The sequence below is a fragment of the Meridianimaribacter sp. CL38 genome (genome assembly GCF_004328055.1).
Classification (GTDB): Bacteria; Bacteroidota; Bacteroidia; order Flavobacteriales; family Flavobacteriaceae; genus Gaetbulibacter_B; species Gaetbulibacter_B jejuensis.
In genome coordinates this window covers 360,952-384,987 of sequence record NZ_QKWS01000001.1, presented here as the reverse complement: position 1 = coordinate 384,987, position 24,036 = coordinate 360,952, and the positions used below count along the sequence as shown (strand labels likewise).

Annotated in this window: 23 protein-coding genes; 6 read left to right on the top strand and 17 right to left on the bottom strand. The window is 32.1% G+C overall.

What is annotated here, in order from left to right; genetic code table 11:
* Positions 1 to 72 precede the first annotated feature (72 nt).
* The 9 genes from DMZ43_RS01885 to DMZ43_RS01845 form a co-directional block, all read right to left on the bottom strand.
* A complete protein-coding gene (locus tag DMZ43_RS01885; RefSeq protein WP_053976055.1) occupies positions 73 to 936 on the bottom strand; it encodes an RNA polymerase sigma factor RpoD/SigA in 864 nt (287 codons plus the stop codon).
* Between the two features lie 83 nt (positions 937 to 1,019).
* On the bottom strand, positions 1,020 to 1,394 hold the full coding sequence (locus DMZ43_RS01880) for a hypothetical protein (RefSeq protein ID WP_129759297.1): 375 nt from the start codon (positions 1,392 to 1,394) through the stop codon (positions 1,020 to 1,022).
* Between the two features lie 81 nt (positions 1,395 to 1,475).
* A complete protein-coding gene (locus tag DMZ43_RS01875; protein WP_131505977.1) occupies positions 1,476 to 2,675 on the bottom strand; it encodes a glutamate-5-semialdehyde dehydrogenase in 1,200 nt (399 codons plus the stop codon).
* 12 nt (positions 2,676 to 2,687) lie between these two features.
* Entirely contained in the window at positions 2,688 to 3,467 is a 780-nt protein-coding gene (gene proB, locus DMZ43_RS01870; protein ID WP_129759295.1) for a glutamate 5-kinase, read from the bottom strand.
* Position 3,468: 1 nt separating this feature from the next.
* Positions 3,469 to 4,275: a pyrroline-5-carboxylate reductase gene (proC, locus tag DMZ43_RS01865; protein WP_131505976.1), complete on the bottom strand. Its 807-nt coding sequence runs from the start codon at positions 4,273 to 4,275 to the stop codon at positions 3,469 to 3,471.
* Between the two features lie 379 nt (positions 4,276 to 4,654).
* Positions 4,655 to 5,875, bottom strand: coding sequence for an outer membrane beta-barrel protein (locus DMZ43_RS01860; RefSeq protein WP_131505975.1), 1,221 nt, complete (start codon positions 5,873 to 5,875; stop codon positions 4,655 to 4,657).
* Positions 5,865 to 6,422: an RNA polymerase sigma factor gene (locus DMZ43_RS01855; RefSeq protein ID WP_131505974.1), complete on the bottom strand. Its 558-nt coding sequence runs from the start codon at positions 6,420 to 6,422 to the stop codon at positions 5,865 to 5,867. Before DMZ43_RS01855 ends, DMZ43_RS01860 begins: the two co-directional genes overlap by 11 nt.
* 45 nt (positions 6,423 to 6,467) lie before the next feature.
* Positions 6,468 to 7,184, bottom strand: coding sequence for a hypothetical protein (locus DMZ43_RS01850; RefSeq protein ID WP_131505973.1), 717 nt, complete (start codon positions 7,182 to 7,184; stop codon positions 6,468 to 6,470).
* A gap of 113 nt (positions 7,185 to 7,297) precedes the next feature.
* Positions 7,298 to 8,266: a hypothetical protein gene (locus tag DMZ43_RS01845; protein ID WP_131505972.1), complete on the bottom strand. Its 969-nt coding sequence runs from the start codon at positions 8,264 to 8,266 to the stop codon at positions 7,298 to 7,300.
* Positions 8,267 to 8,383: 117 nt separating this feature from the next.
* On the opposite strand from DMZ43_RS01845, the gene DMZ43_RS01840 reads away from it, so the two are divergent.
* Positions 8,384 to 9,091: an LA_2272 family surface repeat-containing protein gene (locus DMZ43_RS01840; RefSeq protein WP_131505971.1), complete on the top strand. Its 708-nt coding sequence runs from the start codon at positions 8,384 to 8,386 to the stop codon at positions 9,089 to 9,091.
* Positions 9,092 to 9,150: 59 nt separating this feature from the next.
* On the opposite strand, the gene DMZ43_RS01835 is transcribed toward DMZ43_RS01840, so the two are convergent.
* From DMZ43_RS01835 to DMZ43_RS01815, 5 genes are all read right to left on the bottom strand, one after another.
* Positions 9,151 to 11,403, bottom strand: a complete 2,253-nt coding sequence (locus DMZ43_RS01835) for a polyribonucleotide nucleotidyltransferase (protein ID WP_131505970.1) — start codon at positions 11,401 to 11,403, stop codon at positions 9,151 to 9,153.
* A 212-nt stretch (positions 11,404 to 11,615) separates the two neighbouring features.
* On the bottom strand, positions 11,616 to 11,885 hold the full coding sequence (gene rpsO, locus DMZ43_RS01830; RefSeq protein ID WP_129759290.1) for a 30S ribosomal protein S15: 270 nt from the start codon (positions 11,883 to 11,885) through the stop codon (positions 11,616 to 11,618).
* Positions 11,886 to 12,009: 124 nt separating this feature from the next.
* A complete protein-coding gene (gene accD / locus DMZ43_RS01825) occupies positions 12,010 to 12,867 on the bottom strand; it encodes an acetyl-CoA carboxylase, carboxyltransferase subunit beta (protein ID WP_129759289.1) in 858 nt (285 codons plus the stop codon).
* Between the two features lie 39 nt (positions 12,868 to 12,906).
* Positions 12,907 to 13,974, bottom strand: a complete 1,068-nt coding sequence (gene fbaA / locus DMZ43_RS01820) for a class II fructose-bisphosphate aldolase (RefSeq protein ID WP_131505969.1) — start codon at positions 13,972 to 13,974, stop codon at positions 12,907 to 12,909.
* 127 nt (positions 13,975 to 14,101) lie between these two features.
* Positions 14,102 to 16,582 (bottom strand): BamA/TamA family outer membrane protein, encoded by a 2,481-nt coding sequence (locus tag DMZ43_RS01815; RefSeq protein WP_131505968.1) that lies wholly within the window; start codon positions 16,580 to 16,582, stop codon positions 14,102 to 14,104.
* Between the two features lie 200 nt (positions 16,583 to 16,782).
* Between DMZ43_RS01815 and DMZ43_RS01810 the strand changes: the two genes are divergently transcribed.
* Positions 16,783 to 17,502: an RNA methyltransferase gene (locus tag DMZ43_RS01810; protein ID WP_131505967.1), complete on the top strand. Its 720-nt coding sequence runs from the start codon at positions 16,783 to 16,785 to the stop codon at positions 17,500 to 17,502.
* Between the two features lies 1 nt (position 17,503).
* Here DMZ43_RS01810 and DMZ43_RS01805 read toward each other — a convergent pair whose 3' ends face one another.
* Together DMZ43_RS01805 and ubiE are read right to left on the bottom strand one after the other, a co-directional pair.
* On the bottom strand, positions 17,504 to 18,217 hold the full coding sequence (locus tag DMZ43_RS01805; protein ID WP_131505966.1) for a porin family protein: 714 nt from the start codon (positions 18,215 to 18,217) through the stop codon (positions 17,504 to 17,506).
* A 1-nt stretch (position 18,218) separates the two neighbouring features.
* Positions 18,219 to 18,950 (bottom strand): bifunctional demethylmenaquinone methyltransferase/2-methoxy-6-polyprenyl-1,4-benzoquinol methylase UbiE, encoded by a 732-nt coding sequence (gene ubiE, locus DMZ43_RS01800; RefSeq protein ID WP_131505965.1) that lies wholly within the window; start codon positions 18,948 to 18,950, stop codon positions 18,219 to 18,221.
* A gap of 177 nt (positions 18,951 to 19,127) precedes the next feature.
* On the opposite strand from ubiE, the gene trkA reads away from it, so the two are divergent.
* The 4 genes from trkA to DMZ43_RS01780 all read left to right on the top strand — a co-directional run bounded on the left by trkA (position 19,128) and on the right by DMZ43_RS01780 (position 22,788).
* Entirely contained in the window at positions 19,128 to 20,477 is a 1,350-nt protein-coding gene (trkA, locus tag DMZ43_RS01795) for a Trk system potassium transporter TrkA (protein ID WP_131505964.1), read from the top strand.
* Between the two features lie 20 nt (positions 20,478 to 20,497).
* A complete protein-coding gene (locus DMZ43_RS01790) occupies positions 20,498 to 21,991 on the top strand; it encodes a TrkH family potassium uptake protein (RefSeq protein WP_131505963.1) in 1,494 nt (497 codons plus the stop codon).
* A 151-nt stretch (positions 21,992 to 22,142) separates the two neighbouring features.
* A complete protein-coding gene (locus DMZ43_RS01785) occupies positions 22,143 to 22,385 on the top strand; it encodes a hypothetical protein (RefSeq protein ID WP_131505962.1) in 243 nt (80 codons plus the stop codon).
* Positions 22,386 to 22,524: 139 nt separating this feature from the next.
* Positions 22,525 to 22,788, top strand: coding sequence for a hypothetical protein (locus DMZ43_RS01780; RefSeq protein ID WP_131505961.1), 264 nt, complete (start codon positions 22,525 to 22,527; stop codon positions 22,786 to 22,788).
* A gap of 56 nt (positions 22,789 to 22,844) precedes the next feature.
* On the opposite strand, the gene DMZ43_RS01775 is transcribed toward DMZ43_RS01780, so the two are convergent.
* Positions 22,845 to 24,032 carry a pyridoxal phosphate-dependent aminotransferase gene (locus DMZ43_RS01775; protein WP_187347832.1) on the bottom strand — a complete coding sequence of 396 codons (1,188 nt, stop codon included), beginning with the start codon at positions 24,030 to 24,032 and terminating at the stop codon, positions 22,845 to 22,847.
* Between the last annotated feature and the right edge of the window lie 4 nt (positions 24,033 to 24,036).

The following is a 24,036-nucleotide window of genomic DNA, read 5'->3' as shown; positions in this document are numbered from 1 at the left end:
TCATCAATCAAAAAACGAACAGTTATGTGTAACTGTTTGTTACGGTAATTTAGTCGTAATTATCGAGAATTACTAACCTAAATATGTTTTTAATATTTTACTTCTAGAAGTATGTTTAAGTCTTCTAATAGCTTTTTCTTTAATTTGACGTACACGCTCACGAGTAAGATCAAAAGTTTCACCTATTTCTTCTAAGGTCATTGGGTGTTGATCACCTAAACCAAAGTATAAACGAATAACGTCAGCCTCACGAGGTGTTAAGGTTTCAAGCGCTCTTTCAATCTCAGTGCGTAAAGACTCGTGTAATAAATCTTTGTCAGGATTTGGAGACTCTCCACTTCGTAATACATCATAAAGGTTAGAATCTTCACCTTCAACTAAAGGTGCATCCATACTTACATGACGACCAGAGTTTTTCATAGACTCTTTTACGTCGTTAATAGTCATATCCAATTCCTTTGCGATTTCCTCAGCACTTGGTGGACGCTCATGACTTTGCTCTAAAAATGCAAATGTTTTATTGATTTTATTGATAGATCCAATCTTGTTCAACGGTAAACGAACAATACGAGATTGCTCAGCTAATGCTTGAAGAATAGATTGACGAATCCACCAAACCGCATACGAAATGAATTTGAAACCACGAGTTTCATCAAAACGTTGTGCAGCTTTTATAAGACCTAAATTACCTTCATTAATTAAATCTGGTAATGTTAATCCTTGGTTTTGATATTGCTTTGCTACCGATACAACGAAACGTAAATTAGCTTTAGTTAATTTTTCTAAAGCCACTTGATCTCCTGCTTTAATACGTTGTGCTAATTCTACTTCTTCGTCTGCGGTAATTAAGTCAACTTTTCCAATTTCTTGCAAATATTTGTCTAGCGAAGCCGTTTCTCTGTTAGTAACCTGCTTCGTAATTTTAAGTTGTCTCATCTAATGATCTCCTTTATTTTTAAGGGTGAATTTTAATGTTGCATATAGTTATACGTACGAAGTGCTTAAAATGTTACAAAAAATTAAATTTTAATTAATTTTTTATCATTTAAGTTAATATCGTCCAACATTTCATTAGTAAACTTGTAGTGACCTCTAGTGGTTATAAGTCTAAATCTGTGTGATTTAAGATTGCTTAAAGTATTTAGAAATAACCATTTTGATTTAAGTAAGTTTGGTTTAGAAGATTTTAAACCAATATCAAAAATGTGCTTTCTGCCTTCTTTTTCAGCAACAATATCAGGAGTTACAACAATGTCACTTCCTTTTTTTGCATAAGATTTTGGCGTCTCATAACCATCAATATCGGCTTTTATGTTTTCAAAACCGTGTTGTTTGAGATAAGTAACTGAGTCGTTTAAAAAGTCTGAATATTTATCTTTATCTGTGTAAATCATAACTAATAATATAATTTTTTTTGCGACAAATGCAAAATTTCAAACCATTTTAACTTTTAAGAAACGCTTGGAGTACATGATTTATACTCTTACTTGCCCATCACCAAACACATAATATTTATTAGTTACTAACTGCTTTAAGCCTAGTGGTCCTCTATGGTGTAGCTTATCTGTACTAATTGCTAATTCAGCACCAACTCCCATTTGTCCACCATCTGTAAATCGAGTAGAGGCATTATGGTAAACTGCAGCACTATCAATAGTATTCATAAAATTTAATGCTTCAGTTTTATCTTCGGTAATAATAGCAGCTGAATGTTTTCCTGAATATTTATTAATCATTCTTATAGCTTCATCAATAGTATCAACTGAAGCAATTAAAAGTTTTAATGCCAAAAATTCTTCATACCATATATTATCCTGTGAGACTTCATCTACATTTTTAAGGATATTAGAAACGCTTTTATCTGCAATGATTTCAACCTTATGTTGCTCTAATTTTTGTTTTAGCATCATTAATTTAGTTTCATACTCAGGAAGGTTTTTATTAATAAGTACTTTATCTAAAGCATTGCACCCTGAAATTTTATTGGTTTTGGCATTGATAATTACATTTACCGCTTTACTCCAATCAGCTTTTTCAGAAACATATAAGAAATTATTTCCTCTACCGCTAACCAAAACTGCACAAGTGGCATGAGTTTTTACAAATTCAATAAGTCGCTCTCCACCTCTTGGAACAATTAAGTCTAAAGGTTCTGTTGGGTTTCTTAAAAACTCTTGTGTTTCTTCACGTTTTAAGTGTAGTAGCTTAATCCAATCTTTAGATAAACCGTTTTCAGTTAATGCTTCGTGCCAACACTCTTCTAAAATAATATTACTATTATAGGCTTCTTTACCGCCTTTTAATAAAATTTTATTATTGGCTTTAAAGGCTAATACTGCAGCTTCAATAGTAACATCAGGTCGAGATTCATATATAATAAGAATGGTACCAAATGGAGCTGTAGTATTAACAATGTTTAGTCCATTCTTTAAGGTTCTATTTGAAATTTCTTGTCCAACAGGATCATCTTGAAGCCTTACTGAATTTACTGCTTCAATCATTTCATCGACTTTTTTGTTATTTACAATTAGACGTTCAAAAAGTGCTTGATCTTCTTTTTGAAAAGCGTCTAAGTCTTTTTTATTGGCTTCAATAATGGCATCGCGTTTACAATCCAGAATTTTTGCCATCGATTTTAATACGTTGTTTTTAATATTTGTGTTTAAAAGTTTCATTTTTTTGTTTTTTTAGGCACTAATAAATTTAGTTCCTACTTGTTTGTTATTAATTATATCTACAATTACATTTTCGCGCTTACCATTAGCTATGTAAGTTGGTATATCTTTTTTTGCTGTGCCTTTGGCTATTTTTAATTTTGAAGCCATACCACCACGACCTTCACCTTCTTTTTTGTTTGAAGCGCAGACGTATTTTTCTACGTTTTGGTTTGTTGTTACCAGGTTTAATTTTCGAGATTCATCGTCATCTGGATGACCAGTATATAAACCATCAGTATCTGATAAAATGATTAATCGGTCTGCATCTAACAATTCAGCAACTAAACTAGCTAACTCATCATTATCTGAGAACATTGACATGGTTAAGGATACTGCATCATCTTCATTAGCAATAGGAATAACTCCTTCTGCCAATAAACCTTCGTAACAATTAATCATGTTTTGTCTGTGTTTTCCTGGGTCAAAGTCTCGTTTTGTGGCCAATATTTGAGCGCAACGCATTCCGTAATCATGAAAAATACTGTAGTAATGACGCATCATCCTTGGTTGTCCAACAGCAGAATACACTTGCCTTCTTATTGATTTGTCTTTAATATTAGTGTCTCCTAAAACCTCCATTCCTGCAATCGCAGAACCTGAAGATACAAGGATTACCATGATATTTTCTTCATATAGTACTGAAATTTGACGTACTAATTCTCTTAGTACTGGTCCTAAAATTCTATTGTCTTTATTTGTTAAAACGTTGGTTCCTACTTTTACAACCACTCGTTTAATATCATCGTTCATTTTATTTGTTTTTTCCTAATTCAACTGCTCTGTCAAAGGCTGCATATGCTGCGTCTTGAATAAGCTGTTTTACATTATTATCTTCCATAGAGTCGATTGCTGCTTGTGTTGTTCCTCCTTTAGAGGCCACTTTGTCAATCCAGCGTTCTGGTGAAATATCAGATTGATTGAACAATTCAATAGCACCTTCAAAAGTGTTGCTTACTAGAATTTTTGAATCATAATCTGAAAAGCCCATTTTTTGAGCAGCTTCTAACATTGATTGCATAAAATAAAATACGTAAGCTGGTCCACTACCAGAAATACCTGTTGAGGCATCAATGAATTTTTCAGTATCTACATGTATGGATGTTCCTGTAGTATCTAATAAGTGTCTTACCATTAAAAGTTCCACTCGCGATATAGCTTTAGAACCTGTATATGAGGTTACACCTTTACCAACTTTTGCAGGTAGGTTAGGCATAGTACGTATTACTTTTTTTACACCTAAACCATTTTGGATGGTTTCAATGCTTACACCTGCCATTAGTGATACAAATATTTGTTCACTATTAATTAAGGGTTTCATGTCTTTAAAGAGATCTTCGCAGTGATAAGGTTTTACTGCTAAAAACACAATATCCGATTTTGGTAAACCATCTTCTAAAGAAGTGTATACGTCAAAGCTTGGGTTTTGTCTTAGTGTTTCAATTTTGTTCGGGTCGGTATCGTAGATTCTTAATTTTTGTTTTCCTAATAAAGAAGAATTTACCATTCCTTCTGAATAGGTTAAGCCCATATTTCCGGCACCTATTACTAATACTTTCATAATTTTGTTTTAGTTAAACTTTACTTGTCAGTGCTTATTAAGCCACAAACACTATGCGATAGTGCCAAACTAAAAACTTGATTTTGAGAATTTTGAAGTTTAAAAAGATTTCTGGGTTTTATTAACAGATGTATAATGTATTAGAAAGATGCTTGAGAATATGTGAATTTCAATAAACAGAAAAAACTATAAAAACTGACACCTTGTCGGTGACAAATAGTGTATTTGCAGGAAGAGAATAATTTAGTAAGGCTTGAAATTGTTTTCTTTTTAAGAAGAAATAGGAATTATCAAGCAAAGAACAAGAGCAATATAAATGGCTGAAATATTTATTAGGAGATACATTTCAGCCATTGTCTTAATTGAGATTTGATTTTTATTAAAACTTATATTCTATTCCTCCAAGTATAGAAATTGTATATGGATAAAAATCACCAGATTCTGAATATGGTTTTAAATGATATTTAAATAAACCTTCTGCATTAAAATAAAAGTTCTTGTATAGTCTGGTTTGAACTCCAAGGCCTGCATTTATAGATATTGTTAAATTAGAAAAATCATTCTTGTTTGAGGTGCTTGAGGTTATATTATTTTCGGTTATAGATAGTTCAGCATCGCTAATAGCTAAATAACTAGCGCCTCCAATAAAATAGGGAGATATGTTGTTTTGAGTGAATGAATATTTTACTTCAAAAGGAATTTCTAAATACTCAACAGCTTGTTTTGTTAAAGTATTGTTTTCGGTGAAAGTTTGTTGCAATGATAGTTTGTTTATTCCTAGCCTGAGACTTATTTTATTTGAAGGTAAGTAATTAAAGTAAATACCATAACTTAATTGAGTTTGGTCTTGAAATGATTGTTTAAATGCATCATAATAAACTATTGAAACATTAGGGTAAATACTCCATTTAGATTCTTTAGGCTCGTCTGTGATAGAGTCTTTATTAGTTGTTTTATCAGTATTTTCTTTTTTGTGATTTTTTTCTAGTTCTTTTTTAGTGTTAGTTGAATCTTTCAAACTACTAGCTAAAGTCTTGTCTTTTTGAATTTTTATTGAATCATTTGTATTGAAATTATAAACTTCGTTTTTATGATTATTAAAAAACTCACTTTTTTTATTGTTTGAAGAGTTTATTGTTGTGTAATTTTGATTTTGTTTAAAGTGTGGGTTTATAGTCTTAGCTGGTTTGTTGTTTTGAGTTTTATTTAATTTAGATTGAGTGGTTGAAGCAGAATGAGTAGAATCTTTATAGTTACTTAAAATGATTTCTTCACTTGCTTGATTGCTATTACTTACATTGGATTGGTTTGTATTTGGTGTACTAGAAAAGTTGGAGTTTTGTTCGTTTTTTTCAATAGTTTTATTATTAATTTCACTATTCTTTTCAAAACCTGATATGTAATCTCTGTTTAAAAATAAAAGAAGAAAAAGAGCAAGCATAATAGTTCCATACCTTAACCAAATTACAATAGGCTTATCTTTTTCTTTGTCTTTTTTTAACTCTACTTCAATTTGTTCCCAAACAGCATTGTTAGGTGAATCATTGAATTCTGATAAGCGTTCTTTAAAAGCTTGACCTATATCTTTTTTAATTCCCATGATGCTTTATTTTATTTTGAGAGCTGTTAATATTGTTTAGTTTTTCTTTCAAAATCAGTTTTGCTCTATGTAAATTCGACTTCGATGTGCTTTCAGTTATAGACAATAATTTTGCGATCTCTTTATGTGAATAATTATCTAATTCATAAAGGTTAAAAACTAACCTATATCTACTAGGAAGCTCTTGAATTAGGCTTAAAATAAAGTGTAAAGAGATGTTTAATTCGTCAGTATCTATATGTGTGTCAGGTAAAATTTCTTCTTTAATAACAATATTTATAGCGGTCTCCTTTTTGTACTTGTCAATTGCTTTGTTTATGGTTATACGTTTCATCCATCCTTCAAAAGAACCTTTATTATTAAACTTTTTTATGTTCTTGAAAATTTCTAAAAATGAATCTTGAAGATTGTCTTGTGCTTCTTCTTTATTTCTACAGTACTTTAAACTTAAAATGTATAAATTATCCTTGTAAAGCTCATAGAGTTTACTTTGAGCTTTAATGTCATTTTTTTTACAGGACTTTATAAGTTTATCTAGTTGATTCAATTTAGACTTAAATAGATTTTATTTAAATACCTAACGTAGGTATTTCTATTCATAAAAATAAACTCTTTCTTTGGTAAATCCTCCACAGTCATTGTAAGTGGAGCTCATAGGTAAGTTTTGGTTATTATAATCATAAACTGTGATTCGGTTACAATCTTCTCTATAAGTCATATTATTATTTGATATCCTTTTAATTTTGTTATAGGAAGAAGGAAATAACAAGCTAAAAGGATTTATCATATTGTCATAGTCGTAGCTTTCAAATATTTCAGATGTAGCATCATCTATTAAAGTTTTAATATTAGCATTAGCATCATAAGTTAATGATATTGAGCTGTTGTTTTGAGGGTTGTTAGGATAGTTGAAGAGCATTTGAGACACTAAATTGTTTGTGTAAACAAATTCTATATAACTATCATCTTCATAGGTTTCCATAGTAATTAATCCATTTTCATACATATAGTTAATTGTATAAGAAACACCATTTTCATTATTATAAGTTTCACTAATAACTTGATTGTTTGAGTTATACGTGAATTCTTTTATGTAACCTCCTGAAGCTGTTAGCACTGAAACAAAGTTGTTGGAATTATATTGATATGTAACATTACTTTCAGGACCAAAATCGGTTAATTCACCATTTTGTGTAATTAATTCTGTTACCATTATCAACTTTGGTTGGTTATCATTTTCATTGCTTTCGCTATTAGAGCAAGAAAAAATGACAGTGACTAATAGTAATAAAATTAAATTATTTTGCATGATTAATGTTTTTGTTGTTTACCTATAGTCTTGATATTAATACAAAGGTTGCGTCAAAAACACAATTTATTTATTAAGCTTTGAGAATGGTAAGTCTCTAAAAAAAGTATAATTTATTCAAAACCTAATAATTCTGTAGCCATAATAAGTTGTTTTAATGCGTCAATTTTAGCAAACAGCTTATTAAAAAATGTGTTTCTCTCTTTTTCTCCAGCAGTGTTTAATAATTTAGAATTCTGTAATTGCTTGTTTAGAAAAATTTCAGCTTCAGTACAAGTATGCTTATCACTAGTTTTATAATAAGAAAGTAAGGTAAATGGTACGTAGAGCATTTGGGTATTAGGTGTGTTGACTAAAACATGGTTATTCATTAAATGCAGCTCGTTGTAGTATAATTTAAATTGGTTTGGGTTTGCAATTAATTTATCTAGTATACGCTGTATCACATCTTTTAATAAATCGCATAATAGTATAGCAGTTTTAGTATTGACTTGTCCTGCTTGATGATAAAAATGAATTTGTTTTAAAGTGCTATTTATTGAGGTGATATCCCAAATTTCATGCGTGTTTAAATTGTTGTAAAGATTTCCTAGTTTTTTACCAGCTTCGATTAAGTTGGGTTTAGGCGCAAAGCTGTTAAAGCTTTTAGTGGCAAATTTAGGGTTTAATAATTTTAACCACACATAGTATTTAAAACAGCTTAACGTATCACCATTTAAATTATAAAATAGCGGGATGTCTTTAGCGGAATATAAAATGCTGTTCTCTTTTTGAGTGAGTAACGGTAAAAGCGAATTGTAGGAATCTTTAAAGTAGTTTTCAAGGTCTAGTTCACTTTCAATATGCTTTGTTTTTTCAATACTTACAAATTCTGAAGAAGTAGTTTCAAACAATCTGTCTAAAGACAAATTATAATATCTAGCTAGTGCAACACTTTCATCTAACGATAGTTTGCTTTTTAAACTTACTCGCCTGTGAGCAGCATCATAACTAATATCTAATGCAGTGGCAACAGCTTCAATAGTTGAAGTGTTTTTTGGTAATTCGTTTTTTAAATGCTCTAAAAAAGTAGTTTGAAACATACTCAAAGCTAATTAAATTTTGTGATTATCGCAAAAAATAGTTTTATTATTCGTAATTACATCAATTGTAAATGTGATTATAACAATAATTTTGACTTGAATTTTAAAACGATAATTATGAAAAATCACATTTTAATTGCTTTTACTTTTTTAGTTTCATTTCAAGGTTTTTGTCAAAATGAAATAGAAGAAAAACGAAACTTACGTTTTCCTGTTTGGATAACACATAGTAAGAATACAGATATTGTAGGATTGTCTTTAGGAGCGTTTCCTACTGATTATGGAAATGATAACAGATTAACAAGAACTTTTGGAGTGCGTTTGGAGGTTTTTCCATTATCCTTTTTTTATTTTTTAGCACCAAAAACACCCATTTCAAATAATGAAGAGACATATCAATCTTTTATGAATGGACATACAACTCAGCAAATTTATGGGTTAAACCTTTCTACAGGTACATTTGAAGGTATTGATGCTTATGGAGTATCTGTAACTGGTTTTATGCATTATAGTAGAAAAAATAACGGAATCTCTATTGCAGGAATGAGTAATTCTATTGAGAGGGCAAATGGCATAATTATAGGATTTGGTGGAAATGAAGTTTTTCAAGGTAATGGGATTATGCTAGCTAGTGTATGGGGAAATGGAGCAATGCGATTCAATGGTGTGCAAATTAGTGTTGAAAATGTAATTTTTGAAAAAGGTAGAGGTGTTCAAATAGGGTTTTTCAATAGAGCAAAAAACTTTAGAGGAATACAACTTGGTTTATGGAATAAAAATGATAAACGCTCTTTTCCTATTATTAATTGGCAGTTCAAATCATAGAAAAATAACAAAAGCCTATCATGATTGATAGGCTTTTGTTTTATTAAGAGATTGAAGAATTAATCTTCTTTCTTATCATTTCTAGGTTTTCTGTCATCACGACGGTTGTCACGATTACGATTATCGCGTCCGCGATTATCTCTGTTTCCTCCTTTGTTGTTGTCTCTTGGAGCTCTTTCTTTATAACCTTCAGGTTTTGGTAAAATAGCTTTACGAGATACTTTTTCTTTACGAGTTCTAGGGTCTATACCAAAGTACTTCACATCAAAAATGTCTCCCATGTTAACAACATCGCTAACATTTTCTGTACGTTCCCAAGCCAACTCGCTTACGTGTAATAATACTTCGTTTCCAGGAGCTTCAGTGTATTCTACAACAGCACCAAAGTCTAGCATTTTAATTACTTTTACTTCGTAAATGCTACCAACTTCTGGTTTGAAAAGCATTGCATCGATACGAGCTAAAACAGCATCAATACCTTCTGAACCTACACCTAAAATTTCAACAATACCTTCTTCTGTAACTGGGTCTTCGTTAATAACGATAGTAGTTTCAGTTTCCTTTTGAAGTTCTTGAATGTTTTTTCCACCTGGTCCAATAAGCGCTCCAATAAATTCATTTGGAATACGTCTTGTTACCATTTTTGGTGCATGACCTTTAACATCTGCATTTGGAGTAGCGATAGTGTCAGTAAGTTTTTCTAAGATGTGTAAACGACCATCACGAGCTTGCTTTAATGCTTTAACTAAAATCTCGTATGATAATCCTTTTACTTTAATATCCATTTGGCAAGCAGTGATACCATCAGCAGTTCCTGTAACTTTAAAGTCCATATCACCTAAGTGATCTTCATCTCCTAAAATATCAGATAAAACTGCGTAGTTTCCTGTTTCAGCATCAGAAATTAATCCCATTGCAATACCAGAAACTGGTTTTTTCATTTGAACTCCAGCATCCATAAGTGCCATTGTACCTGCACAAACAGTTGCCATAGAAGACGAACCGTTAGATTCTAATACTTCAGAAACTACACGTACTGTGTATGGGCAATCTTCTGGTACCATTTTCTTAAGTGCACGTTGTGCTAAGTTACCATGTCCTACTTCACGTCGCGATGTACCTCTAATTGGTCTTGCTTCTCCTGTTGAAAAAGGAGGGAAGTTATAGTGTAGGTAAAAACGCTCTTCGCCTTCAAAAGATGGCATGTCTATCATGTTTGCTTCTCTAGATGTTCCTAGAGTAACGGTTGCTAATGCTTGAGTTTCTCCACGAGTAAATATTGAAGAACCATGTGTTGATGGTAAGTAATCTACTTCACACCAAATTGGTCTGATGTCAGTAGTTTTACGACCGTCTAAACGTAAACCTTCATTTAAAGTTAAGTCTCTTACAGCTGCTTTTTCAGCTTTGCTGTAATATTTAGAAACTAAGTCACCAAAGTCTTCAAGTTCTTCTTCAGTAAACGTAGCTACAATTTCTTCTTTAATTTCAGCAAATGCAGCACCTCTTTCATGCTTTGAAGATCCTCCTTTTGCTACAGCATATACTTTGTCGTATGCCATATCGTGGATTTTCTTAGCTAAATCTTCATCTTCTCTTTCAGGCTCATATTCGCGAGTTTCTTTTTTACCAAAAGCTTCAGCTAATCTAATTTGAGCATCACATTGAACTTTAATAGCTTCGTGTGCAGCTTTAATAGCTTCAGTCATTTCTTCTTCAGAGATTTCTTCCATCTCACCTTCAACCATCATTACAGAATCTGCAGAGGCTCCAATTACCATATCGATATCAGACTCGGCTAATTGTGATAAAGAAGGGTTGATAATGAATTCACCATTAATACGTCCTACACGAACTTCAGAAATTGGTGCTTCAAAAGGAATGTCAGATAATTGAATAGCAGCAGAAGCAGCTAAACCTGCCATTGCATCTGGCATTACCTCTGGGTCGTGAGACATTAACTGTATCATTACCTGAGTTTCGCTGTGGTAATCTTTTGGGAACAATGGACGTAACACACGGTCAACTAAACGCATTGTTAATACTTCGCCATCACTTGGTCTTGCTTCTCTTTTAAAGAATCCACCAGGATAACGACCAGCAGCTGCAAATTTTTCACGATAATCTACCGTAAGTGGTAAAAAATCAACATCGGCAGACTTGTAGTTGGAAACAACTGTACATAATAACATACATTTTCCAGATTGCACCACAACACTACCATGAGCTTGTTTTGCTAATTTTCCGGTTTCGATAGAAATTTCTCTACCATCACCTAGGTCTATGACCTCTTTGTAAGTTTTTGGAATCATAAAATTTTTAATTCTAATACTAATAATACTTGCGCATATTAGTACAATGTTAAACAATGGTCGTTGTGTTGTTGTAGTTGTTGTGTGACCAATGAAAAACCTTTTGCCCCAAACTTTATTTTGGGATTTAGCTTCTTATTTTACGAATGTTATACTCTTTCGTAAGAGTTGTTTATAAAACAAAAAAGAGGCGCGAAGCCTCTTAATTGTGATTATTTTCTTAATCCTAATTCCTTTACAATAGCACGATATCTCATGATATCCTTTTTAGTTAAGTAGTCTAGTAAAGCACGACGCTTTCCTACTAATTTTACTAACGATCGCTCAGTATTAAAATCTTTACGATTTTGTTTTAAGTGCTCTGTTAAGTGATTAATTCTGTACGTAAATAACGCAATTTGTCCTTCAGCAGAACCAGTATCGTTCTTTCCTTTACCGTGTTTTGCGAAGATTTCTTCTTTTGCTTCTTTTGATAAATACATGCTAATATTATTATAAATGATTGTTATGTATATGAAAGATTTTCTTTCAAGCGGCAAATATAGTGTTTTTTTGTGATTTGCAAGAGAATTAATTAAAAAAGCGAGCCATTTGGCTCGCTTTTTTTTATGCTCTTAGAGGTTGATTTGTAATCAAGTCTATGTAGAGATTTATTTTATTCTTTAAATCTTTTCTATGCGATATAAAATCTAAGAAACCATGTTCTAATAAAAACTCTGAGGTTTGAAAACCTTCAGGAAGTTCTTGTCCTGTGGTATCTCTCACTACTCTAGGTCCTGCAAAACCAATTAAAGCTCCTGGTTCACTAATGTTAATGTCTCCCAACATTGCAAAAGACGCTGTTGTTCCTCCTGTAGTTGGATCGGTACATAATGAGATGTAAGGAATTCCAGCATCGGCTAATTGTGCTAATTTTACGGATGTTTTAGCTAATTGCATTAAAGATAATGCAGCTTCCATCATACGAGCACCACCAGATTTTGAAATAATCATGAATGGTATGTTGTTTTTTAAAGCATAATCAGCAGCACGTGCTATTTTTTCACCCACAACACTTCCCATTGAACCACCAATAAAACTAAAATCCATACACGCTATAACCAAATCTTTTCCTTTAGATTTTCCTACAGCTGTACGTACTGCATCTTTTAGTTTTGTTTTTTCCTGAGCTGCTTTTAAACGGTCAGGGTATTTTTTGGTATCCTCAAATTTTAAAGGGTCTTTAGACTCTAATTTAGTATCTAATTCTTTGAATTTGTTATCGTCAAAAAGAATTTCAAAATATTCTTTACTACCAATTCTTACATGGTAATCATCTTCAGGACTTACGTAGAAATTTCTTTCTAATTCTTCGGTATCAACAATTTTTCCAGTAGGAGACTTGTACCACAACCCTCTGGGAGTGTCTTTTTTCTCTTCGGTAGTTGTTGTTATACCTTTTGTTTTTCTCTTAAACCAAGACATTAAAATTAATTTTAATTAGAAGTTAGTTAGAGTGCAAAGTTATAAAGTATTTACATTATTTAGGTCTTCAAACGCTTTTTTTAGACGTTCAACAAAAGTGTTTTCTCCTTTTCTTAACCAAACCCTTGGGTCATAGTACTTTTTATTAGGTACATCATCACCTTCAGGATTTCCAATTTGAGATTTTAAATACTCCGATTTTTCATCCATGTAATCTCTCACTCCACTCATAAATGCATACTGCATATCAGTATCAATGTTCATTTTAATTACTCCATAACCAATAGCTTCTCTAATTTCTTCTACTGTAGAACCTGAACCACCATGGAATACAAAATCAATGTGATTGTGTTCAACACCATATTTTTCAGAAATATACTCTTGAGAGTTTTTTAAGATTTTTGGAGTTAATTTTACGTTTCCAGGTTTGTAAACACCATGAACGTTACCAAAAGCTGCAGCTACTGTAAATTGGCTACTTACTTTGCTTAACTCTTCATAAGCATAAGCAACTTCTTCTGGTTGTGTGTATAATTTTGAATCGTCAACATCAGTATTGTCAACACCATCTTCTTCACCACCTGTAATACCAAGCTCAATTTCTAAGGTCATTCCCATTTTGCTCATTCTAGCAAGGTATTGCTTACATATTTCTATGTTTTCTTCTAGAGGTTCTTCACTTAAATCAATCATGTGAGAACTATAAAGTGGTTTTCCTGTTTCAGCAAAATGTTTTTCACTAGCGTCTAGAAGACCATCAATCCAAGGCAATAGTTTTTTTGCGCAGTGGTCAGTATGTAAAATTACAGGAACACCATAGGCTTCTGCCATTTGATGAACATGCTTAGCTCCTGCTATAGATCCAGCAATTGCAGCTTTTTGGTCTTCGTTGCTTAAGCCTTTTCCTGCGTTAAATTGTGCGCCTCCATTTGAAAACTGAATGATTACTGGTGCGTTTAATGCAGCAGCAGTTTCCAATACTCCATTTATAGTATTAGAGCCAATAACGTTTACTGCTGGTAGTGCAAAACCTTTTTCTTTGGCTAGTTTAAAAATTTCTTGAACTTCTTTTCCTGTTGCTACTCCAGGTTTGATATTGTGACTCATTTTTTAGTTTTTAAATTGAAATTGTTATTTCAAAAGTAATCAATTTTTGAATAAACAGAGGCTAATTTATAATTAGTTATTCAAAGAAATTAACTAAAACGTTGTAGATTTTAAGGCTTGTGTTTTTTTAGAAAGGATAGTTAATTCCTATGTTGTATACTGCGTTTCCAAAGTTGTAATCGTTAAACCAACGATTGCCTAAACTGTATGAAGGGTCGTAGGTTTTAAAGCCAATATCTCCTCTAAGAATAAAGAATTTGAAATCATATCTTAATCCAAAACCAGAACCAATAGCTATGTCTTTTAAAGAGCTAAACCCACTAAAAATAGCATCTTCGTCCTCAACATTATCAAATACATTCCAAATGTTGCCAGCATCAACAAATAAAGCACCATTTAAATTTCCTAAAATATTGAAGCGTTGCTCCATACTTAAGTTTATTTTAAAGTTAGCTTCATTAAACTCATTGGTGGTTTTTGAGCTTCCAGGTCCTAAGTTGTAGGCTGTCCAAGCTCTATTGTCATTAGGTCCACCAGCAAAGAAACTCTTTGAAAAAGGTATACTGTTTGAGTTTCCGTAAGGAACAGCAATACCAAAGTAACTTCTCACAGCAAATATGTTTTTTTTGCCTAAATCCCAATGTTTTACATAGTCGAACTCACCTTTGATGTATTGAGAAAAGGCAACTCCAAAAATCTCATATTGGTCATTTTCATTTTTATCTGCTCCTGTAAGTTTAGATAGGTTTGACAGTAGATTTCCTGCAAATTCTAACTTGAATCTTAAAATTGAAAAATCATTGTCAAAAATGTTTTCTCTTCGGTCTTTAGTATAGTTAAAGCTTGAAGAAAAAATAAGGTTGTCCTCAGTTAAACGTTGCTCTCGTTGTGAAATGTTGCTTACATCAATATAGTTATCATCATCAGGAGTTAATGCTGTGTTGTTGTTTAATACGTCTGAAATAAAACCATCTGTTCCTTCAGGATAGGTTAAATTTCCGTCTTCATCTAAATAAGAAGCATTTGAGTTGTAGGTTTGAGCAATTGTATTTAATCTATTGTATGAGTTTTGATATACACCAAAGTAGTTGGCAGTGTTTAGGTTTTTTACAAACTGAATATTAAAAAGGTCTAGGTTATTGGTAACTTTGGTTGAAGGATACCAATTGTAGTTAAATATTCCGTTTAGTGTTTGTTTGTCTAAACCTATATTACGCTGACTGGTTGCTCCAAAACTGATACGTGTACTTGGAGTCATGTATTTAGGGATTATTTTTTCGGTATTTGTTGGGAAAAATAATCTTGGTATGGTTAGTCTTAAATTTGCTCCAACCTCATTTATGTCAAAAAACTGGTCTTTTGAATTTCCTGCATCTTTTGAAGCTCCTATCGAACCAAGAGCAGAAATTTCTAGCGTTTCGGCGCCTCTAAATACATTTTTAATATTAAGTCCTGTACTGAAAGAAAACCCAATGGTTTGAATATTACTTTGTGTAACATCAAACCTAAACCCAAGTTTGTATTTTTTTTCAGGTGACAACATTATGTTTACCGTTAATGTTGTGTCATTAGCGTTTTCAATGTAGTCAATGGTTGGATACCTAAATGTGTTAAGGTTACTTAAGTACCTATAGGTTCTTGTTCTGTCAATATCTTTAAAAACATCGCCTTTTGTTATAAAAATAGCGTCAGTTAGTGTTTTGGGTCTGTATTTTAACTTGTCAAAACTGTAAAGGTTAAACCCGTTGTAGTCTGTAGAATCTTTTAAAGTTAAATCTTTGTTTTCAAATTTGTAGTCAGTAAATACATTAACTTCTTTTATCTTGTAAACTTTAAAAGGAACTCTGCTGGTAGAGTCTTCATTTCTTATAGATCTGTTTTTTATAACTAAATCGGTGTTTACTTTTTTATTTGTACCAATTGTATCAATGTCATAAGAAATGTAGTCTTGTCCAAAATGATAAAAGCCTGAGTTTCTTAAAGCAGTTGTCAATCGTTCTCGTTCACCACTAAAGTTGTCTTCAATGTAACGTTCGCCTTTTTTGATTAAAGATCCTTTTTTTAGTTTTTGTTGATAAAGAGAATCTATAATTGGAGTGCTAATTTTAGCATTTAAAGAGTCGATAATGTAAGGGTCTCCAGTTTCTACATTATACGTTACTTTAGCGCGTTGGTCTTCGCCTTTTGCAATTTCATAAGATGTTTTTACATCAAACCAACCATTTCTAAAGTAGTAGTTTTTTAGGTTTGTGGCAGTTTTTTGAGTTTTAACTTCATCAACTATCACAGGAGCTTCACCAGTTTCTTTAAGCCATCGGTTTAAGTTTTTGCGCGACTCAATATCTTTTTCAAGTTGTTTTCTGGATAGCAATTTAGTTTTCCAAGCTACTTTTCTTGGGTTGTTGTATATTTTTTCCTGTAAAATAGAATCAATATTAGGTCTTGCTAGGTTGTAAATATGAAGTCTTAAAGGAGTTCCTAGTAAAGGCAGTTTTCCGTTAGGTTTTTGGTAGTAAAGGTTGCTAATGTCTTCGGTATTGTTTTTTTTGCCATTAACAATTGTAGTGTTTTCTGTTAAAAGATAATCACTTTTTTTAACCCGTTTCATAACATTACATGACGTTACCAAGCAGGATAAACCTATATAAATAAATATATTTTTAAGTGTTTTATTCAATCAGAAACAATTAAGATTTATTACTTAACCAAATTTACAGTTTTTAATGTTGTGATAGCATAACAAAAATTAGTCCAAAAAAGTATTACTTTGTAATGCTTTAACAATAAAACAAAAGTAAATACATTTTAATGTTAACAAAGAGCCAAATAAAATTAATTACGAGTTTAGGTCAAAAAAAGTTTAGAATACAGCATCAACTTTTTATTGTAGAAGGTGTAAAAGGTATAAAAGAGTTTCTTAATTCTAGTTTAGAACTTCATACCTTATTTACTACCGAAACCATTTTTGAAGCACCAACGCAACAAACAGTTTTAGTAACTGATGCTGAATTGAAAAAACTAAGTGCTTTAAAAACACCTAATACTGCATTGGCTGTTTTTAAAATTCCTAAACCTAACCCTATAAATGAAAATGCTTTAATAGTGGCTTTAGATGATGTTAGAGATCCTGGTAATTTAGGAACTATCATTAGACTTTGCGATTGGTTTGGAGTTAAAGATCTTTTGTGTAGTAAAGCTACAGTAGATTGTTTTAATACTAAAGTAGTGCAAGCAACTATGGGATCGTTAACGCGTGTTAATGTGAGTTATCTTGATTTGGAAACGTTTTTAGTAAATTCTAAAATGCCAAAATTTGGAACCTTTATGGACGGAAAGAATGTTTATGAAATGGAGTTGCCAAAACAAGGCATTATTGTAATGGGAAATGAGGCTAATGGAATTTCAAAAGCTATTGAACAACTTATCGATCAAAAAATAAGCATTCCAAGGTTTGGAAATCTACAAACAACCGAAAGCTTAAATGTTGCTACAGCAACTTCAATTTTTTTAAGCGAATTTAAAAGGTAATTTATTGAAATGTAAAGTTAATAAACACACCTCTTGTTTTCATGGTGTGTACATTACTTGTCCAAGGACTATTTGGGTCAGTGTCTCTTACAATTTCATCATTAAAAGCAAAAACACCACGAATTGAAGGAGTGAATTTAAACCAGAACAAGTAAAAATCAATCCCAAAACCAAGCTCATAAAAAGCCATGTTTTTTTTGGTTCTAAACTGTCCTACACTATTATCGTCAGGGTTTTCTTCGTTACTAGATAGGTTTATTGCAGTGGATACTCCAGCTAAAACAAAAGGCTTAAAATTATTAATACGTTTTGTGGATACTTTAAGGAGTAAAGGAAAATGAACGTAGGTAGATTTAACTTCTCTTAATAAATCAGAAGAATTGTACTCTAACCCTTGAAAAGCACTTGGGCTATATTGCAAATTACGTTGCGTAATAAATAAACCTGGTTCAAACCTAAGGTTTAAGTGTTCATTTAATCTTAAGTCAGAAATTAAGCCAACATTAAACCCAGTAGTAGATTCTACAAGAATATCATCCATATCCTGCTCATAGTTGAACTGAAAATCATAACTATTCAACCCAAGAAAAAATCCCCAACTTAACCGTTGCTTATCAAAGTTCTCGTTGTTTTTTATTTTTTCTTTTGAAAAAAGCTGCGCAGAAGCCGTTTGGCTTACTATTAATAGTACTAAAATTAAAAGCGTTTTTTTCATATTAAGATTTAGATGCTATATAAATTGAAGCAACACCAAGTGTTTGAGGTTTATTACTGACATCTATAAACCCATTTTTACGTAAAATATTGTTTAAAGCTTCACCATGTGGAAAAATAGAAGCCGATTCGCTTAAATATGAATAAGCTGAACGGTCTTTTGAAAATATTTTTCCAATAGTAGGTAAAATATATTTAGTGTAAAATTTATAGCCTTGTTTAAAAGGCGTTTTAGTAGGAACTGATGTTTCAAGAATTACAAATGTTCCGTTAGGTTTTAAAACTCGTAAAATCTCAGAAAGTCCTTTATCAAGGTTTTCAAAGTTTCTCACGCCAAAGGCAACTGTAATGGCATCAAAAGTATTATCGTCAAATGGTAAGTTTTCAGAGTCACCAATAATCATTTTAATAGTGTCATCAAGTTGCTTGTTAGCTATTTTTTGCTTTCCAACTTCAAGCATACCTTCGCTAATGTCTAATCCTATAATTTCTTTAGCATTAGTTTTGGTTAGGCTAATAGCCAAATCTCCAGTACCTGTTGCAATATCAAGAATAGTGTTAGGTTTAGATTTTGATACAATATCAACTACTTTATTTCGCCATTTTATATCAATGCCAAAAGAAATAACTCTATTAAGTCCATCATAATCTTTAGAGATAGTATCAAACATTTTAGTAACCTGTTGCTTTTTGTTCAGGTCACTATCTTTATATGGCTTAATTTTTACAGTCATTATTTTTTTTGGCAAATATATGACAATACATTAGTATTAAATAATATGATTATTTGAGATTTTAATTATGCCTCAAATATCCGTACCTTTAAAGGGTAACACAATTATAAACTAAAAACAAACATTGCTAATGCAAATTTATACTATATTTGCTTGTTTTTTTGAATATTCAAACCAATGAAAATAATTATTGCTGGAGCAGGTGAGGTAGGGTTTCATTTGGCAAAATTATTATCCTATGAGTCGCAAGAAATTACACTTATAGATTCTGATAAGGAGAGTTTAACCTACGCCAATAATCACTTAGACATAAGAGTAATAAAAGGAGATGCCACTTCAATTGCTGTTTTAAAAGATGCTAGAATCAATACTGCAGAGCTTTTTATAGCTGTAACATCTTCTGAAACTACAAATATTACTGCTAGCGTACTCGCTAAACAATTAGGTGCAAAACGTACTATTGCAAGAATTTCTAATGCTGAATTTATAGACCAAAAAGAAGAAGTTGGGTTCTCTAAATTTGGTATTGACGAGTTGATTTCTCCAGAGTCGTTAGCGGCTTCTGAAATTGAGCTTTTGCTTAATCAGTATGCGTTTAATGACAGTTATGAGTTTGAAGATGGAGCGCTAACAATGCTAAGTTTAAGGCTTTCAAGAACTGCTGCTTTTGTTGATAAAACAGTAAAAGAAGCTGCCGAAGCGTTTTCAGAATTACACTTTGTACCAATAGCAATTCAACGCTTTGGAACACAATACACAATTATTCCAAGAGGAGATACTCAATTTAAAGAAGGTGATAAAGTAGTATTTATTACTTCAAAAGGAGGAGATCAAGAACTTTTTGAACTTTCGGGTAAGGTGAAAACCGAAGTAAAAAATGTAATGATACTTGGTGGTGGAAAAATTGGTTTTCAAACTACAAAAAGTTTATGTGTAGGTAAGTTTAAAGTAAAACTTATTGAAAAGGATAAGAAAAATGCTTTTGACTTAGCCGATGAGCTTCCTAATGCATTAATTATAAATGGAGATGGTAGAAATGTTGAGCTTCTTGAAGAAGAAAACATTGATAGTATGGATGCATTTATTTCTGTAACAGGTAATTCTGAAACCAACATCATGTCGTGTTTGGTTGCAAAATCTAGAGGTGTGAAAAAAACTATAGCTTTGGTTGAGAACATGGATTATTTTCAGCTTTCGCAATCTATAGGTATTGATACACTTATTAATAAAAAGCTTCTTGCTGCAAACAATATTTTTAGATACATACGTAAAGGCGAGGTTGTTGCTATGACTAAGCTCAACAATATGAATGCTGAAATGTTGGAGTTTGTTGTAAACTCTAATTCTAAAATTTGCAATAAGTTAATTAAGGATTTAGATTTTCCTAGAGCTGCAATTATTGGTGGAGTTATTAGGCATGGTGAAGGACTGATACCTCTTGGTAGTTTTAAAATTTCAGAAGGAGATAGAGTTGTAGTGTGCTTTTTGCCAAGAGTAATTGCTGAGGTTGAAAAATTCTTTTATTAAGCCAAAACAAAAAACTACTGATGAAACTTAACTATAAAATCATTTTTCACTTTTTTGGATTATTACTGTTATGTAATGGTGGTTTTATGCTGTTGGCTGCATTGGTAAGTTTAATTTGTAAAGATGGCGTTACAGTAAAGCTATTGTTATCTGGTGCTTTAGTGCTTTTAGTAGGTGTGTTTTTAATGGTTGGCACCAAGAATCACCGAAAGGAAATGAACAAACGAGAGGGTTACATTGTTGTAGCTTTTGGTTGGATAGTAATGGCACTTTCAGGGTCGTTACCTTATTTGTTAACCAGTACCATTCCACAGTTTACAAGTGCTTTTTTTGAAACCATGTCTGGTTATACCACTACAGGAGCCACAATTTTAAATGATATTGAAGTTGTGCCTAAAGGTGTGTTGTTCTGGAGAAGTACAACGCACTGGATTGGAGGTATGGGAATTATAGTTTTGGCAATTGCTATTTTACCTTTATTAGGAATAGGAGGTATGCAAATGTTTGCTGCTGAAGCTCCAGGACCAAGTGCAGATAAGCTACACCCAAGAATTACTGATACAGCTAAGCGTTTATGGTTAATTTATTTTGGATATACAGCTGCTGAAACTATCTTACTTAAAGTAGCAGGAATGTCGTTTTTTGATGCGTTAAATCATTCTATGTGTACGTTGTCAACAGGTGGATTTTCTACTAAAAATGCTAGTGTTGCTTACTGGAATGGACAACCTATTATTCAATACATTATTATTGTGTTTATGTTTTTGGCAGGGACAAACTTTGTGTTGAGCTACTTTGCATTTAAGGGTAAAGTGCAAAAGGCAATTCAAGATGAAGAGTTTAAATTGTACTTTAAATTCATTGCTATTTTTACAATTATCGCAGCAGTAATCATCTATTTTAATGCTGATGCATCATTGTCTTCTATTGAGCATCCAATGGTTTGGGGAAAGGCTGAAAGCAGTTTTAGGCATGCGTTGTTTCAGGTATTGAGTGTTGTGACTACTACAGGTTTTATTACAGCTGATTATACACTTTGGTCGCCATTTTTGGTAGTCTTCTTTTTTGGGTTAATGTTTTTAGGTGGTTCAGCAGGTAGTACATCTGGTGGTGTTAAAGTGGTTAGACATCTTATCTTAATTAAAAACGGTTTTTTAGAGTTTAAACGCGCATTGCATCCTAATGCGATTCTTCCTGTTAGATATAATAAAAGATCAATACAAGGTGAGATTGTATTCAACATACTTGGTTTTTTCATTTTGTATATGTTGTCTTTTATTGTTGGTGCTTTGGTCTTCTCAATGTTTCAAATAGATTTTGAATCTTCCATTGGTTTGGCAGCTTCTAGTTTAGGTAATGTTGGACCAGCTTTAGGAAATTTTGGTCCAGTAAATAATTATGCAGCTTTACCGCTTTTAGCACAATGGTGGGCATCTTTTTTAATGCTTATTGGACGTTTAGAACTGTTTACAGTTTTAATATTACTAACACCTTTTTTCTGGAGAAATAGATAAATTTCATAAAAAAATAAAATTCTAAAAACATTAGATTTTATAAGGCTTTTAATGAGTTTTATGTGTTGAATTTTAAGGTTTTAAGGTTTTGTAGTGTAACAAAATATTTTGTCATGCGTCATATATGTGTAACCAATTAAACCAAAAAATTATGGAATTAGTTTTAACAGTACAAGATTTAGAACCTCATCCCAAACAGGGTTTTGAGAAACAAGAAGGATTACTTAATTCTAACTACAAACAAATAGTAAAGAGAAATTTAAAAGCGCTAAACTCTAATACTATTTTCGGAAACAAACATCGTATCAAAACACGACAGTTTATTAAAACTTCTAGCGTAGCGACAATATTAAAACTTTCTGTTTTTGTTGTTCTTCTAACAGCGATTCTGTAGGCTTAACGCAGAATATGAACTTTACAGCTTTTGTAAGCTAAACACAAAACTGACTTTTTACCCTTTATATATTCAATAGTATAAAACTATTGAAGAGGGATTGTATAGTTTAGTATTAACATTTTAAAACCTAGAAATTATGGGCTTTGGAGGATCTGCGCAATCTATGATTACTATTCTCAAAAATAATGAGAAAATGCGCAACAAACGTGATAAGTTTAAGAAAACCTTAGGAGGTTATGATAATAAACGCAAAACTGAATATGATTTCCCTGAAGCTACACCTGAGGTTTTAGAAGAGATAAAAGAACGATTAATAAAAGAACGTAAACAGCGTTTTATTAAGATTGCAATACTTTTTACTATACTGTTGAGTTTGTTTATATACTTTATAGTAAGATGAAAAAAATCCGCTTAACAAGCGGATTTTTTATTAATTGTATATTTTGTCAGCTATTATTAGCTTAATGCAGTTTTAATGCGTTTTATAGCTTCTTTTATTTGTTCTTGTGAAGCAGCATAAGATATTCTAATACAATCAGAATTTCCAAAGGCTTCTCCTGTAACGGTTGCAACGTGAGCTTCTTCTAATAGGAATAAAGAAAAATCTGTTGCATTGTTAATTGTCTTTCCTTTTAAAGTCTTCCCGAAGTAGTAAGATACATTAGGAAATACGTAAAAAGCGCCTTCTGGCACATTAGTTTTAAAACCTTCAATATCATTTAATAAGTCTAGCATTAGGCCTCTTCTGGTTTTAAATTCATCAACCATATACTGTACTCTTTCAGGAGACTCTGTAAGCGCAGTAATTACAGCACGTTGAGCTATACAGTTAGCGCCTGATGTAATTTGACCTTGCATTTTGTTACAAGCTTTAGCAATCCATTCAGGAGCTCCAATATATCCTATTCTCCAACCTGTCATTGCAAATGCCTTAGCAACACCATTTACGGTAATTGTTCTATCGTACATGCTTGGTATAGCAGCAAAACTAAAGTTTTTTGCACCATAGCTTATGTGCTCATAAATCTCATCAGAAAGGATGAAAATATCTGGGTATTTTTCAAGAACTTTAGCTAAAGCTCTATATTCTTCTTCAGAATAAATGCTACCACTTGGGTTATTAGGAGAGTTGAAAAACACCATTTTGGTTTTTGGTGTAATTGCGTCTTCTAACTGTTGAGGAGTGATTTTAAAATCGTTTTCAATAGTAGAAGGAATCTCTTTATAAGTTGCTTCGCAAAGTGTTGCAATTGCAGAGTAGCTTACCCAATAAGGAGCTGGTAAAAGTATTTCGTCACCAGGATTTAAAAGTACTTGAGCTACATTAGCAATTGATTGTTTTGCACCAGTAGAAACTACCACTTGGTTAGGTGAGTAGTTTAAGTTATTATCTCTTTTGAATTTTAAGCAAATAGCCTCTTTTAACTCTACATAACCGTCTACAGGAGTGTAGGAATTGTAGTTGTCGTTTATGGCTTGTATTGCTGCTTCTTTGATAAAATCTGGAGTATTAAAATCTGGTTCTCCAAGACTTAGCCCAATAACATCAATACCTTTGGTTTTTAGTTCTCTTGCTTTTGCAGCCATTGCCAACGTTGCAGAAGTTGGTAGGCTGTTAATTCTGTCGGATAGTTGGTTGTTCATTTAC